Below are 14541 nucleotides of genomic sequence, written 5' to 3' on the forward strand. Positions count from 1 at the left end.
TAATGTAGTAAATACGACAAATGTCAATGGAGAACACGTTGTCCGGAGCACGTTCCATCTTTCTGCCGGTCCATGACGGCTCTCTTCCGCTGAGCCAGACGGAGCGGCGGGTCGCAACCTATTTCGCCGCGAACAGGCATCAGGTGCTGGTCATGTCCGCGATGGAACTTGCCAGGACTCTGGGTACCAGTGACGCGACCGTCATCCGCACCGCCAAGGCTCTCGGTTTCGACGGGCTTGACGCCCTGCGCCGCGCCATTGCCGATGATCTCAAGACGCAGGACAACCCGGCAGAGCGGATCACCCAGACCATCAGGGAAACCGGGGGAAACCTGAAGAAGGCGTTTGAAGACACGCAAAGGGCTCACATCCAGGCTATCGAAGCGATCAGCGAGAATGTGCCGGTGGATGATTACGTTGCGCTGGTGACAAGGCTGGCCGGCGCGCGCGAGATCGTCATTTTCGGCATCGGCCCCACGAGTGCGCTTGCCGTTTACTTCGCGACCCAGTTGACGCGGTTTGGTTTGAGGGCGCGGGCAGTGACGGCGACCGGTCTTCTGCTGGCGGATCAGCTCCTGCCGATGGAGAAGGGTGATTTGCTTTTCATCATGGCCTATGGGCGGGTCTATTCGGAACTCGACGTGCTCGTCGATCATGCGGACCGCGTGAATGCCGGAAAAATACTGGTGACGGATACGCTGGAAAGCCAGTTGGGCCCAAGAGTTGATATGACGCTCACGATCCCCCGCGGAAAAACCGATGCCTTCAGCATGCACACGGCGACGCTGGCATTCATCGAGGCGATCATCGTCGGCCTTGCGACCTTTCAGCCGAAGGCGGTGATTGAAAAGCTTGAACTTCTCAATCTGTTGCGTTCGGAGCTGGCCGGAGACGATGTCAGGCTTATGCATCGTCTCCACAAAGGCGGCAGATCAGGCAAGCACTGAGACACCGAGCAGGACAAGCCCGAAGAGAATGCGGTAGATCGCGAAAGCGGTGAAGCGGTTTGAACGTATGTAATTGAGCAGCCATTTGACCGCGATGAATGCGGTGATGGTCGACACGATGAACGCTATGCCCAAGGCGCCCCAGTCCTCATTGCCGCCACCGGTTTTCCACTGGCCGTACAATTCATAGGCGCTGGCTGCATACATCGTCGGGATGCCCACGAGAAATGCAAACTCGGTTGCCGCTGCGCGGTTACTGGTTCCGGCCAGCATGGCGATAAAAATGGTGGCGGCTGACCGGGAGGTGCCGGGGAATATGCCGGCCACGATCTGTGCGATACCGACGAGAATGGCAACCAGCCATGTCACCTCGGTCCGATCAGGCTGTTTTGCCGCAAGCCACTCGGCCACCAGCATCCACAGGCCGCCAATGATCAGCGCCCATGCGACCGGCTGCAGGGTGTCCGGCAATCTGAAGCCCAGCTTCTTGGCGATGAGCCCCAAGGCGGCGGTTATCAGAAATGCCAGAAGCAGCTTGCCGACATAGGCGCGGTTTTCCGGCAGATGGAGGCCGAATGCGAGGGACCATATCCGCCGCCAGTACACGATGGTCACCGCCAGTATGGCACCGGCCTGAATGACGATGTTGAAAAGGTCCGACCTTTGCCCCAGCCAATGCTCGGCGATCAGAAGATGGCCGGTGCTGGAAATCGGGAGGAACTCCGTGATGCCTTCAATAATTCCCAGGATGACTGAATTGAGAATATCCATTGTGCGCGCCTAGAGATGAGAGGGTTACGAATCGGGGAAGCCAAGCCAAGGTTCGAGTTTTTCGAACGTGATGTCCATCGCATAGGCAGGGTTGCCCCAAACCGAGAAATGACCGAACAGCGGAGAAAACTGCGATTCCGCGTGTTCTTCGCCGCCGTGCGAGATTGCCGCGATGTAAAGGGCCGCGGCCAGCCCGGTCCGGTCGGCCCCGCCTTCGCAATGGATCAGCACCGGCTTTTCGGCCTGCTTCATCACGGCGAGCAAAGCTGCGGCGTCATCCTGCGAGAGGATTTCCCGCGACGACATGCGGAAGTCGACATGCTTGACCCCAAGATCCCTGGCGGCGAGCACTTCCTTGTCATACCAGCCCGTGCCGGTATTTTCACCGCGCAGATTGATGATGGTCTTGATGCCATAGGTCTTCTTGTAGAACGCGATCTGTGATGGTGTCGGCTGGGCCGACCTGTAAAGTTCGCCGGGGATTGTTGTATGGAAATTGCCCTGCCACCGCATGGTGCCGTAATAGCCGCCGGCGCCCAGCACTGCGACAAGCAGCACCGCGCCGCTGCCTTTGAGAAGTTTTCGCCAACTGCCGCGACGAGCCGAATGCGAGTGCTGCTTCATTGGCCGTTGTTCTCCGCAGATGGGTTTGACATGAATGATTGCTTCGCGCGGGCCGTAGTCGCAGCCAGATCAGGGCGGTTGTAAGGCGGAACAACCGGGAACGACAATTTTACGCGCAGCCCCGGAGCATTGTCTTGCAACGCAATACTCGCTTGGTGGAGGTCGAGAATAGCCTTGACCAGACTCAAACCCAGCCCCGTGCCGGGTGTCGTCCGGCTTTTATCGAGACGGTAAAGCCGTTGGAAGACCTTGTCGCGTTCTTCAACAGGGATTCCCGGGCCATTATCGGCAACGTCGACATTGATCGCGGCGTTCGAACGGGTTGCGTTGATCCAGATTTTCGCCCCCTCCGGGCTGTGGCGTATCGAATTCTCAACCAGATTGGCGAAGAGCTGAATAAGCAGCTCGCGGTCGCCCGTCATCGTAAATACAACATCCGGTTCGAGCGATAGCCGCAATTGCTGTTTTCGATCATCGGCAACATCGGCGTAAACCTCCATGATCGTTTCAAGGCATTCCCGCAGGTCGATCCCGGAAAACCGTGACCGCCGCGATCCGGCCTCGATCTGCGCGATGCGCAGGAGGGCATCAAATGTCGCGTTGATGTGATGGCTTTCGTCCTGCGCCCGCTTGAGATCGGCGACAATCGACGACCCCCGGCCCGCCCTGTCGATGGCCTGGCTGATGGTCAGGGACAATCTGTTGAGGGGTGTCTTGAGATCGTGAGCGATGTCGGTGCTGACCTGGCGCATGCCTTCCACCAGCGAACTTACCCGGCCAAGGGCCTGGTTGACCTGCTCCGAAAGGCGGTCGATATCGTCGCCGTTCCCGACCAGCGGAATGCGCACGTCGAGCTTGCCGGAGCCGACCTTGCGCATGGTCGATGCAACCGTTTCCAGGCGCTTCTGCACACGCGACGCCAGAAAAACACCGCCCGCTGCGGCAAGGATCAAAACCATGACGCTGGCCCAGGCAAAACTGATGAAGACAATCCGCAGAAATTCTTCGTTTTCCCGAAAGCTCATTCCGACAGTCAGCGGCTGCTTGTCCACCTGGCCGGAATAGACGCGATAGGGTTCATCATTGGGCAAGCCCAGTTGCCCACCCTCGACCGTCGACCAGCCGGAAGGCACATCCGCCTTCTCTATGTTGCCTGCCAGGCGTTGCCCGTCCTTCGACGACAACAGGAAGACACGGCCGAGGCCCGAAGAAGACAGGACGTGGCTGGTGACCGTCTCGGACAGTTCGGAGGCATCGCCCTCTCCATAGGAGGCGGTCAGTATCGCATAGGTATCCTGGATGGTCTGGTCCAGATGGTCGGCAAGCTCCCGTTTGAGCAATTGAAACGTGATGAAACCCGCCACGACAAACGACATGATGAAGAGCGTGGCAAAGATGATGGCCAGCCGGAACGGCGTGCTTTTGAGAAGGTCAATGCGGCGCATGCAGGCTGTAGCCGGTGTTTCGGATGGTGTGCAGCAGAGGAAACGAAAACGGCTTGTCGATCTTTGCCCTGAGACGGCTGATATGCGTCTCGACAACGCTGGTCTTCGGGTCAAAGTGGAAATCCCAGACGCGCTCGAGCAGCATGGTGCGGGTCAAGACCCGGCCTTCATTGCGGATGAGGACTTCCAGCAGTCTGAATTCCCGCGGCTGCAAATCGATGATGGTGCCGCCGCGCCTTACGGTTCGGCGCATGAGATCAACTTCCAGATCCGCGACCGCGACGGTGTTGCTCTCGCTTTGAAAGGGCGGTCGCCGGTGCAGTGCGTTGACGCGGGCGGACAGTTCCGAAAAGGCGAATGGCTTGACGAGATAATCGTCGCCGCCCGCCTCCAGGCCCTCGACGCGGTCATCCAGTCCGCCGACCGATGTGAGAAACAGGACCGGCGTCTTCACGCCGGCCACGCGCAGCGCCTTGACGATGGAGAGGCCATCAAGACCCGGAAGCATCCTGTCGACAATGAGAATGTCGTATTCCGTGCCGGCTGCATGGGAAAGCGCGCTTCTGCCATCTGAAATCACCTCGGCGATGTGTCCGGCTTCGGTAAAACCTTTGGCAATGTAGTCCGAAGTCTGCCGGTCATCCTCGATGATCAGTATGCGCATGTCCCGTCCCGAATTCATCCGTGTTGATCGACTGTAGCATAAACCAAAAGCACATGATGCCTTGATGTGGATTCGTGTCCTCTGCCATGGGGCGTACAGGTTTCTCGTCACGGCCACCTTTCCGGCACCTTACAGTTTGGTAAGAAACCGGCGCATGCCTGCGCTTACGAAATGGTAAGGACGGGGCGAAGTGCCCGTAAGAATGGCCGTTCAAACTCTCCGGCAACGACCAACCCATGCCGGAGAGGCCCTATGGATCGATATCTCGCGAAATACCCCACCCTGTTTATCGGGGCCGTGCTGTTGGCGGCCCTGCTGCTCTCGTTCCTGACCGTTCCCTCCTGAGGGAACCGCCGCACCGCCACTTACGAACCCAATTACGCGCAGCAAACCGGCATGTGTTGCGTTCGGTTTGCCAGCCCTTTTCCCCCGCCGATCATTCAATGGAGTTTTCACGATGAAGAAATATGCCCTCCCTTTGTGCCTGCTTGTGCTCTCGACCAATCTTGTCACCTCGCAAAGCTTTGCCGCCGGGCCCGCGCCTTGCGAAGACATGTTGAAGGATGTCCGTGCTGCCAAGGCCACGGCGAAGCTGAACGACGCCGACAAGGCGCAGGTGGACCAGCTTGAAGCCAAGGGCGTCGAACGATGCAATGCGGACGACGACAAGCGCGCTGACGAATTCTTTGCTCAAGCTTTGAAATTGCTAGGCAAATAAACCGATTTTCACCGACCGGAAGGAACCCTGACAATGGATGTCACCAGGCAAGAAACGTATGGGGCGCTCAACCGCGTTCCCGAGGTCAAAGTCGATTTTTGGCTGATCAAACTGATGGCTGTCACCATGGGAGAAACCGCGGCCGACTATCTGGCGGTGAATCTGGGTCTTGGCCTGTCCGCCACCTCCCTGATCATGAGCACCGTCCTGATCCTGGCGCTGGCCCTCCAGTTCCGCCAGCGTCAATATGTTCCCTGGGTCTATTGGACAGCCGTGGTGCTCATCAGCATTGTCGGCACGCTCGTTACGGACAATCTCGTCGATAATTTCCATGTTCCGCTGGAGGTGACCACGATTGTCTTCACGCTGGCGCTGATCGCCACGTTTGCGGTCTGGTATGCCTATGAAAAGACGCTCTCGATCCATTCGATTTTCACAACGCGGCGGGAAGCGTTCTATTGGCTTGCGATCCTGTTTACATTCGCTCTGGGGACTGCGGCGGGCGATCTGGTCGCGGAAAAATTCGGCTTGGGGTTTGCCGCCACCGGGCTGATATTCGGGGCAATCATTGCACTCGTTGCCGTTGGTCACTTTGTCTTTCACCTCAATGCGGTGGTGGCGTTTTGGCTCGCCTACATCTTCACCCGTCCGCTCGGCGCATCGTTCGGTGATTTTCTCTCGCAGCCCATGGAATATGGCGGCCTGGGTTTTGGAACGATCATCACGAGCCTGATCTTCCTGGGGTGCATCATCGCCATCGTCGTCTACATGACCGTGATGTTCCGCAGCGGAAACCGCAAGGCCGCCAGCCAGGCCGCCTAGCGCCCCATTCCGCACCCGCAGACCTGGCCAAGGCTTCCAGTGGATCGCTATTCCTGCTTCACTGGAAGCTTCAGCCGGGAAGGGCTGCCGGACATGCGGCGTTTGCAGATTGTAACGATGGCAAGGATTGACATCTCCACCCCGACAAGACCAACGGCTGCCCAGAACGCGGCTTGAAACGGGTCATAGTCAGACGTTCGAAGGACATATCCCAGACAGAGGAAAGGCGCGTTCCAAAGCATGCTCCCAAGCAATGTTGCGACGCCAAAGATCTTGAAATCCAATCCCAGTATCCCGGCGGGAAGCGCGAGATAAACACGCGCTGTCGGGATGGTTTGCCCCGTCACGGTGACCCAGAAATGATTGCGCCGGTAGGCATTGGTCAGGCGGTCATAGAGCTGGGGGGACAGAAACACGAACCTGCCATACTGGCTGACCTTGCGGGCCACGCGTTCACCCCCCAATGTCCGGCCGATACCAAACCAGCAGCAGGCACCGATGGTCGAGCCTAACGTGGTTGCTGCAATCGTGGCAATCAGGTTGTGCGGTTCCGCGACCGTCATGCCCAGCAGCATGAGCAGGACATAGGACGGAAACAGCGGAATGAATTTTTCCACTACGGCGAGACCTGTGAGGCCGATGAATCCGTAGCCCAGAAGCCACGAAACGGCGCCGAGCTCATCCATTGGCGCTGTCCGGTTCCACGGCTGCGGCGCGGCGTTTGATCCGGTAAACCGATGCCGGGGGGATATTGCGCATCGTCTTGCCGACAAAGCTTTCCTCCAGCTGCAGATGATCCAGAATGTATTGCGGGACAGGACAGCGCGGACCATAGGTGATCTGGTAAAATGCGCCATCCGGGCGAAGATAGCGGAAGGCGCCGCTGAGAATTCCCTTCACCTGGCGCGGCGGCATCGTCAGAACACCCAGCCCGCTGACAACCGCACCGACCGTGCCGGGCTCGAACAGGTTGAAATCGCCGATCCGGGCGGCATCCATGCGCAGAATACGCGCATGCGGAAACCTTTTTCCCAGAAACCTGGCGAATTCGGTGCTGTACTCCACCAGAGTCAGTCTTGCCTCCGGTATGCCTCTTTGGAGCAGCGACCGGGTGAACGGCCCGGTTCCCGGGCCCAGCTCAAGAACTGGACCCATATCCGCATCGATTTCTTTGGTCATCAGGGCGGAGATCCTGTTTCCCGACGGGAGTATGGCGGCGGTGCGCAGCGGATTGCGTATCCAGGAGCGAAAAAAGGGGAGAAGATCAGCAATCGGCATGATGCGATCCTTTTGCGCAAAGGGTGTTGCGGCATGCCAGACGGTACGATGACCGGCGACGTCGAATTGATTTCATTGTTTCCTCGCGTGAATTGTCGTTGACGGGGAAACGGTTGCAGCTTCTACATTGAGGCAGCGTGTCATGTCCGGGCTTGTGAACAGATTTGGCGTTGCGCCGGAAAAAGCGATTTCCGATGCAAGCCAGCCTCAATGTACGCACGCTATCTTGTGTCATCTTGTTGGCGGACAGGCTTATGGGGGACTGGAATGCGGGTGTTGCTGGTTGAGGACGAGAAGGAGATGGTTGCCGCGCTGTGCAACGTCCTGACCCGTCAGAATATGATCGTCGATAGTGTCTCCACCATTGCTGCCGCGGAATTCATGCTGAGAGACAATGTGCACGACGTGCTCGTTCTCGACCGTCAGTTGCCCGATGGTGACGGACTGTCGCTGGTCCCGCGCTTGCGGGCAAACGGGCAGAACATTCCGGTTCTGGTCCTGACGGCGCGAGGCGATCTCAACGACCGTGTTGCCGGGTTGCAGAGTGGCGCCGATGACTACCTTGGCAAGCCGTTTGCCTATGAAGAGCTTCTGGCACGGGTCCGCGCCTTGCTGCGCCGGCCGTCGAGCCTCGTGCCGGAGGTGGCGAAGATCGGCCAGCTCGCGTTTGATTTCGGACACCGCGAGGCCTGGGTCAAGGGCGAACGCATCGACATGCCAAGGCGGGAGGTGCTTGTGCTTGAAGCCTTGATGCGGCGCATGGGGCGCATGGTGCAGCGCGCCACGCTGATGGAAGCTGTCTTCGGCATGAATGACGAGATCGATTCGAATGCGCTCGATACGCATATTTCGCGGGTCCGCCGCAAACTCACCGATGCCGGTGCAGGCGTTACCATCAACGGTGTCCGCGGTCTTGGCTATCTCCTGCGGGAGACCGCATGAAATTGTGGAGTTCGCGGTCGCTGAAATGGCGGCTCGTCAGTCGCCTGCTGCTTTTCGAAGCCGCGATCATCCTGTCGCTGCTGGTTGCCATAGTCGGCGGCCTGTGGAGTTCCGGCTATCTGATCGAGGATTATGAGGGCGGCAATCTCGATGTCCTGAAAGATGCCCTGTCCCGGAATGAAGCGGGTCAACTGGTTCTGCTGGATACGCCCGATATGGTGCAATTGCGCGGGGATGTCGCCGATCTCTGGTTTATCATCCGCGACAAATCGGGAAGTGAACTGTCGCAGGGAAAGATTCCTCCAGAATTCGCACCGATAGGCGCCTTGCTCGATCATCTGGCGGATGCGCGTCTGGCCGATGAACCGGGGCGTCCAAAACGGCCCGACGCCGTCGTCAAATGGCAGGATACCGCCGCCGGCAACGTGCAGATATTCACGGGAACGCAGGGACGCATGTCGTTCAAGCGCATGATCGCCGGCGTCTCCGGCGGGATGATGACGGTCATCATCCCTCTCTTCCTGGCAATGGCCGTGGCCAGCCTCGCCATAACCCCGCTGGTCGTGCGGTTTGCATTGAAGGGGGTCAAAAAGGCTGCCGACGAAGCCGCTCAAATCGCCTACGACAAGCGCGGCATGCGTTTGTCGACGGCTGAAGTTCCCGAGGAGCTCGGTCCGCTCGTCAATGCGGTCAATGATGCCTTGAGCCGGCTGGACAAGGGGTATGCCCTGCATGAACGCTTTCTGGCCCAGGCGGCGCATGAACTTCGAACGCCCATTGCGATCCTCAACACGCGCGTTGCGGCATTGCCCGCAAGTACCGAGAAGACTCAGCTCCTGCAGGACATATCAAGGCTGGCCATCCTGAGCGGGCAACTCCTCGACCTGCAGCGGCTCAATCATGCACCCGTGGCTTTCACTCCGGTCGATCTGGTGGGTGTTGCCGGACGCGTCGTGCTCGATCTGGCGCCACTGGCTTTTGCAGCGGGGTATGAAATGTCGTTCGAACCCGATGCCGGTGAAGTCGTCGTGAATGGCGATCCGATGTCGATCGAGCGGGCTCTCACCAATCTGGTTCAGAACGCGATCGATCATGGCGGCGGATCAGGCACCATTCTGGTCAAGGTGCTGCAAACGAAAGCCATTGTCGTGGCGGATGAAGGCGCAGGGATTTCGCGGGAGAAGCGCGAAGAGGTTTTCGAACCTTTCAACCGCCTGCAGCCGCAGAGTTCCGGAACGGGCCTCGGCCTGAACCTGGTCAAGGAGATCATGCAGCTTCACAACGGAGCCATCGAGATCGGCAATGGCCCCCTCAAGGGCGCCTGTTTCACGATGCGCTTTTCCAGCGCTGCGGCTTGATCCCGGAAGGTCTATGGCCGCTAGAAAAATGTCTTGAACACATCCTGGACCGTATAATTCTCATCGACGAGATACATGATGTCCCATTTGTCGAACGTCGTGCACGGATGTGAAATCCCCAGGCCGATACGGTCGCCGTAGGCGAGCTGCAAGCCGGGATCAAAGCGCATGAAACAATGCTGGTCGTTGATATCGATGATTTGACATCCCTCGGGAAGGTCCCGAACGCCGGTCTCCGCAGTTGCCGTTAGCAGCGGTATCGGCAATCCGGCGTCGGTGCCGCAATCGCGGCGGCCCGCCGTGAGCAGGGCAAGCCCGGGTTCGGGGATGGATTGCACATAGGCCCAGATTTCCAGCGCCCGCCTCAATCCATCTTCTTCTCCGATGACGGATTTCAGCTGGTTGTGGTGATTGTGATACAGGCCGGAATCGTGGGTCACGTAGCAGCCGCTGCGCGTGACGACGCGCATTCCCGCCTTCGCCAGCTGTTCGATGACAATGTGATAATAGGATGAGCCGCCGGCGGTGACGATGGGATGCTCTGTTCCGAACAGGTCCAATTCCCGGAACGACTGCGCAAGGGCGGCGACGTCGGCGACAAAGGCGGTCACGGCCTGTTCCTGTGCGCCGGATTTTGCCTTTATCAAGCCCTCGAACGCTTCAATACCAGCCAGGCAGACGTCCGGCGTGGCGCGGATGTGATGCGCAAGTGCGGTGGCGATGTCGTTGGTTCGGCAGCCGGTGCGCCCGCCGCTGTATCCGCGCTCGACAAGCAATTTGACCGGCCGGGCAAGACGGTTGCGCCGTGCGGCTTCGGCGACGGCGGTGACGCCTTCGACGCTGTCGACGATCATCATGAAGTCGAGGTCCGGCGCCTTCAGCATTTCGGCGATGGCATTGAGCTCGGCTGCACCCACGGCCTGGTTGGCGAGGATGATCCTCTGCGCGCCGAACTGGCGGCAAACACGCATCTGGTGAACCGTGGCAACCGTCAATCCCCAGGCTCCATCCGCAATCTGGCGGGCCATGATCTGCGGGCACATGGTCGTCTTGACATGGGGCGCGATCAGCGCGCCGCGATCGGAGACAAACCGCTGCATCCAGCGTGAATTGTGCGCCAGCGCATCGGCACGGATCACCGCCGCAGGAAGCGGGACATCGCCGGCAAGCACGTTCCAATGCTGTTTGCCGACATCGCTGAGCGGCATGCGCTTTCCGAATGGAAAACTCTTGAAGCTGTCGTCCAGCATCAGAAATGCCAGCGAATCCACGTTGAAAGTCATCAGCCGGTCCCTTTGATGCCGCGAGATATCAGGCTTGCAGCCGTTGGAGTGATTGGAGTTCCTTTCGCGCGGGGGAAACGGATCCCGCGTCGAAACCGGCTTCAAGGATCGCGTCCGGCACGGCCTCGTGACAGGCAAGCGCCGCCGCCACTTTTGCCAGCGCCGGAGCGGTCTGTATGCCATAACCGCCTTGGCCGGCAAGCCAGAAAAAGTTGGCGAGCGCGGGATCGTAGCCAACGACCGGGCTTCTGTCAGCGGCAAAAGTCCGCAGGCCAGCCCAGCGCCGCGATATGGAACGGACCGGCAGATCGGCCGCCTGCTGGATGCGGTCGACGGCGATGGCCACGTCCATCTCGTCGGCTTGCGCGTCACAGGGTTCGCTCGGCGTCTCATCCGCCGGAGATGCCAGCAGCTTGCCCGCTTCCGGTTTGAAGTAGAATTCCTCGTCAACATCGAGAACGAGCGGCCAGGAGGAGACATCGACACCGTCCGGCGCATCCAAAATCATCGCCGTCCGGCGCAGCGGCGTCAGGCCGATCCGGTCCGCACCGGCCGCCGCTGCCACCTCATCGGCCCAGGCCCCCGCAGCATTGATGACCGTTGTGCCGTGGAATGCACCAGTCGATGTCGCAACGTCCCAGCCTGTCGAGGTCCGCTTCAGCGCAAGCACATCCGCTGATGTTGCGATGCTGGCGCCACGGGCGCGCGCACCTTTCAAATATCCCTGATGCAGGGCGTGGACGTCGATATCCCGGGAGCTCTCGTCCAGCAGCCCGCAGGCGACATAGTCAGGACGGATGATCGATACGCGCCTGCATATATCGGCAGGTGTCATGACCGGAGAGGTTTTTCCGCTGGAGCCGAGGATATCGGACATGGCCGCGATACCGTCGCGCTGATCGTCCCGGGCGATATAAAGGACGGAGCGGGCGCTGAGCAGTTCATTCTGGGCAAAACCCTCCGGCGGCACTTCATACATGCTGCGGCTTGCCCGGGTGAGCGCGCGGATGGCGGCATTGCCGTAGGTTTCGGAAAAGAGCGCTGCGGATCGTCCCGTGGTGTGATATCCACAATGGGACTCGCGCTCGACAAGAAGCACGGATGACTTGGCGGCCAGTTCGTAGGCTGCCGAAGCGCCGGCAATGCCACCGCCAATGATAATGAAATCGAACATGTATCGCTCCCGAATTTAGCGCATAAGAAACTTAATTTTCCTAATGATCAAGTAAATTTTCCTTATCGCGTCGGTAGGCGGGCTGTAGTAGCGTAAATCGCGATAAATTGTAGGATGATAGAATTACAATGACCGATCAGAAAACTGGCTTGGGTGACTTTCTTCGGGACATTCGCGTTCGCAAGCATTGGACTTTGTTGGAAGTGAGCGAAATGACCGGGCTTGCGGTGTCGACGCTTTCCAAGGTCGAGAACAATCAGATGTCCTTGACGTATGATCGTCTGGTTCAACTCGCAGCGGGGCTGGGCGTCGATATTGTTGAGCTTTTTGGCACAAGGCCTGTGGATTCCACCCCCAATCTTTTGGGGCGCCGCGCCATAAGCCGGCAAGGGGAAGGGCGGCTGATCCAGACCGGCAACTATGACTATCTCTACCTTTGCACGGAAATATCCAAGAAATCCATGGTGCCGATCCTTGCTGTCCTGCATGCCAGGACAATGGAGGAATTTGGTGAATTCGTCCGCCATGACGGTCAGGAATATACCTATGTCGTTGAAGGCGCGCTGGAACTGCATACGGAACACTATGAGCCCGCGACGTTGAAAGCCGGTGATTCAGTCTATTTCGATGCTTCCATGGGGCACGCCTATCTCTCCGTCAGCGAGACTCCGGCACGGATTCTCTGTGTTTGCTCGACCTCTGAAAAGGATCTGATCAACTCACTGATCGGCGCCGATGGCGAGGTTTCGAATTTGAAAAAGAAATCCAAGAACCAGCGGAAGACTAGTACGATAAGAAAATAAGTTGCGCTTAGGAAAATCATTACCTATTCTGATTGTGCGGATAAATTGCCGGATACAAGGCGCCGTTCGAGTCCGCCGAACCTCAGAGGGTCTAAAATGGTTTTCTCACATTGGAAAAAAATTGGGCTTGCCCTGCTGCTTGCCACGTCGGTCAGCAGCAGTGCCATGGCCGCCGCAGATGTCCTGGTTCTTGCGCGCGCCGAGGATCCGCCGACTGCGGACCCGGGCGTGGAAATCAGCAACAGCGGCTATACGCTGATCTACGCAGCCTACGAACATCTGGTTGCGTATAAGGGAGCGACCACCGAGGTTGTTCCCGAACTTGCCGAGAGTTGGTCCGTCGATGACGCCAATCTGGTGTGGACGATCAAGCTCGCCGCCGGCCACAAGTTCGACGATGGCACCGCCGTTGATGCGGCGGCGGTCAAATTCAGTTTCGATCGCCTGATGAAGCTCAAGGCCGGACCGTCCGATTCATTTCCCGTGCTGAAGGAAGTGCAGGTCGTCGATCCGATGACGTTGAAATTCGTGTTGTCGTCGCCGTTCGCTCCGTTCCTGTCGACCCTTGCGGTTTCGGGTGCCGCGATTGTCAATCCGAAGGTGATGGAGCACGAAGTCAACGGCGACATGGCCAAGGCCTGGCTTGTCGAGCACTCTGCAGGGAGCGGTGCCTACCGGATTTCGAGCTGGGAGCGCAATCAGAGCATCGTGCTTGACCGCAATCCGCATTTTTCCGGGCCGGCACCCGCCCTGAAGCAGGTCGTCATCCGGGTCATGGGGGAAGTTTCCGCCCGCCGCCTTCAACTCGTCAATGGTGACGCGGATATCATCGAGCAGGTGCCCGTCGATCAGGCGGAAGCCCTGAAGAAGGATCCCTCGATTGTTGTCGAGAGCAATCCGAGCCTCTATGTCAGCTACGTCTACCTCAACAACAAGCGTCCGCCGCTGGATGACGTCCGCGTCCGCCAGGCGATTTCCTATGCCGTTGACTATAAGGGCATCGTGGATGGCATCATGCAGGGGCAGGCCGTCCAAATGCGCGGGGCCGTGCCCGACGGAATGTGGGGCCATGATCCCGCAGGTTTCCAGTACAGCTACAACATCGAAAAAGCCCAGGCACTGATGAAGGAAGCGGGCCAGTCCAATGTTCATCTGACCTATACGTTCTCCCAGGCCGATACCTCGTGGGAGCCGGTCGGCCTTGCCCTGCAGGCCAGTCTTGCCGAAATCGGCATCAAGCTGGATCTGCAGGCGGTGGCTGATACGACAAAGCGCGAAATGGCGGCCAAGGGCAATTACGACCTTGCCCCGGGTGCCTGGACACCGGATTTTGCCGATCCCTACATGTTCATGAACTATTGGTTCGACCCGGCGAAAATGGGCGGGCCAGGCAATCGCGCATTCTATAATAATGCCAAGGTAACAAGCCTCGTGCAGGAGGCAGCCAGCACGGTTGACCAGGCCAAGCGCGAAAAGCTCTATCTGGAAGCCCAGACGCTTTCCACGCAGGATGCGCCTTATCTCTATCTCATTCAGAAGAATGATATTTTTGCGCGCCGGGCCGCAGTCCAGGGTTATGTCTATAACCCGATGCTGATCCAGGTCTACAACTTCGCGACAATGTCCAAGAAGGAATAGCCGGGCGCTGGCGTGACCACCCGGCCTGATATTTCGTCAGTTGAAACTCCTGCCCTGAGCGTTCACGCAACGCG

At 58.6% G+C, this 14541-nt stretch carries 15 protein-coding genes; 7 read left to right on the forward strand and 8 right to left on the reverse strand.

Annotation, left to right across the window (positions count from 1 at the left end; all coding sequences use genetic code 11):
- Positions 1-38 precede the first annotated feature (38 nt).
- Positions 39-947: a MurR/RpiR family transcriptional regulator gene (locus tag AC1Q5O_RS15210; RefSeq protein WP_492563987.1), complete on the forward strand. Its 909-nt coding sequence runs from the start codon at positions 39-41 to the stop codon at positions 945-947.
- Here AC1Q5O_RS15210 and AC1Q5O_RS15215 read toward each other — a convergent pair.
- From AC1Q5O_RS15215 to AC1Q5O_RS15230, 4 genes are read right to left on the reverse strand one after another with little or no spacing between them, the layout of a single operon-like run.
- Entirely contained in the window at positions 933-1718 is a 786-nt protein-coding gene (locus AC1Q5O_RS15215) for an undecaprenyl-diphosphate phosphatase (protein WP_492563989.1), read from the reverse strand. The two genes, AC1Q5O_RS15210 and AC1Q5O_RS15215, sit on opposite strands and share 15 nt — an antisense overlap.
- A gap of 24 nt (positions 1719-1742) precedes the next feature.
- Positions 1743-2342 carry a tyrosine-protein phosphatase gene (locus AC1Q5O_RS15220; RefSeq protein WP_464664603.1) on the reverse strand — a complete coding sequence of 200 codons (600 nt, stop codon included), beginning with the start codon at positions 2340-2342 and terminating at the stop codon, positions 1743-1745.
- Positions 2339-3787 (reverse strand): HAMP domain-containing sensor histidine kinase, encoded by a 1449-nt coding sequence (locus AC1Q5O_RS15225; RefSeq protein ID WP_492563992.1) that lies wholly within the window; start codon positions 3785-3787, stop codon positions 2339-2341. The genes AC1Q5O_RS15220 and AC1Q5O_RS15225 overlap by 4 nt, the downstream gene beginning before the upstream one ends.
- Positions 3774-4451: a winged helix-turn-helix domain-containing protein gene (locus tag AC1Q5O_RS15230; protein WP_492563994.1), complete on the reverse strand. Its 678-nt coding sequence runs from the start codon at positions 4449-4451 to the stop codon at positions 3774-3776. Before AC1Q5O_RS15230 ends, AC1Q5O_RS15225 begins: the two co-directional genes overlap by 14 nt.
- Positions 4452-4908: 457 nt before the next feature.
- On the opposite strand from AC1Q5O_RS15230, the gene AC1Q5O_RS15235 reads away from it, so the two are divergent.
- Both AC1Q5O_RS15235 and AC1Q5O_RS15240 read left to right on the forward strand, forming a co-directional pair.
- Positions 4909-5169 carry a hypothetical protein gene (locus tag AC1Q5O_RS15235; RefSeq protein ID WP_492563995.1) on the forward strand — a complete coding sequence of 87 codons (261 nt, stop codon included), beginning with the start codon at positions 4909-4911 and terminating at the stop codon, positions 5167-5169.
- A 33-nt stretch (positions 5170-5202) separates the two neighbouring features.
- Positions 5203-5991 (forward strand): COG4705 family protein, encoded by a 789-nt coding sequence (locus AC1Q5O_RS15240; RefSeq protein WP_492563997.1) that lies wholly within the window; start codon positions 5203-5205, stop codon positions 5989-5991.
- Between the two features lie 47 nt (positions 5992-6038).
- Here AC1Q5O_RS15240 and AC1Q5O_RS15245 read toward each other — a convergent pair whose 3' ends face one another.
- Positions 6039-6677 (reverse strand): DedA family protein, encoded by a 639-nt coding sequence (locus AC1Q5O_RS15245; RefSeq protein ID WP_492563999.1) that lies wholly within the window; start codon positions 6675-6677, stop codon positions 6039-6041.
- On the reverse strand, positions 6670-7269 hold the full coding sequence (locus AC1Q5O_RS15250) for a class I SAM-dependent methyltransferase (protein WP_463012844.1): 600 nt from the start codon (positions 7267-7269) through the stop codon (positions 6670-6672). The genes AC1Q5O_RS15245 and AC1Q5O_RS15250 overlap by 8 nt, the downstream gene beginning before the upstream one ends.
- 267 nt (positions 7270-7536) lie before the next feature.
- Between AC1Q5O_RS15250 and AC1Q5O_RS15255 the strand changes: the two genes are divergently transcribed.
- On the forward strand, positions 7537-8211 hold the full coding sequence (locus AC1Q5O_RS15255) for a response regulator transcription factor (protein ID WP_223615845.1): 675 nt from the start codon (positions 7537-7539) through the stop codon (positions 8209-8211).
- Positions 8208-9569, forward strand: a complete 1362-nt coding sequence (locus tag AC1Q5O_RS15260; protein ID WP_492564002.1) for a sensor histidine kinase — start codon at positions 8208-8210, stop codon at positions 9567-9569. The genes AC1Q5O_RS15255 and AC1Q5O_RS15260 overlap by 4 nt, the downstream gene beginning before the upstream one ends.
- Positions 9570-9589: 20 nt before the next feature.
- Here AC1Q5O_RS15260 and AC1Q5O_RS15265 read toward each other — a convergent pair whose 3' ends face one another.
- Together AC1Q5O_RS15265 and AC1Q5O_RS15270 are read right to left on the reverse strand one after the other, a co-directional pair.
- Positions 9590-10852 (reverse strand): amino acid deaminase, encoded by a 1263-nt coding sequence (locus AC1Q5O_RS15265; RefSeq protein ID WP_492564004.1) that lies wholly within the window; start codon positions 10850-10852, stop codon positions 9590-9592.
- Positions 10853-10880: 28 nt separating this feature from the next.
- Positions 10881-12026, reverse strand: a complete 1146-nt coding sequence (locus AC1Q5O_RS15270; protein WP_492564005.1) for an NAD(P)/FAD-dependent oxidoreductase — start codon at positions 12024-12026, stop codon at positions 10881-10883.
- A gap of 128 nt (positions 12027-12154) precedes the next feature.
- Here AC1Q5O_RS15270 and AC1Q5O_RS15275 point away from each other — a divergent pair, with 128 nt between their 5' ends.
- On the forward strand, positions 12155-12829 hold the full coding sequence (locus AC1Q5O_RS15275; protein ID WP_472459866.1) for a helix-turn-helix domain-containing protein: 675 nt from the start codon (positions 12155-12157) through the stop codon (positions 12827-12829).
- 96 nt (positions 12830-12925) lie between these two features.
- Complete coding sequence (locus AC1Q5O_RS15280; RefSeq protein ID WP_426137270.1) at positions 12926-14467, forward strand: ABC transporter substrate-binding protein; 1542 nt, start codon at positions 12926-12928, stop codon at positions 14465-14467.
- The last annotated feature ends 74 nt before the right edge of the window (positions 14468-14541 follow it).

The sequence above is a fragment of the Phyllobacterium sp. MT110 genome, assembly GCF_058792715.1.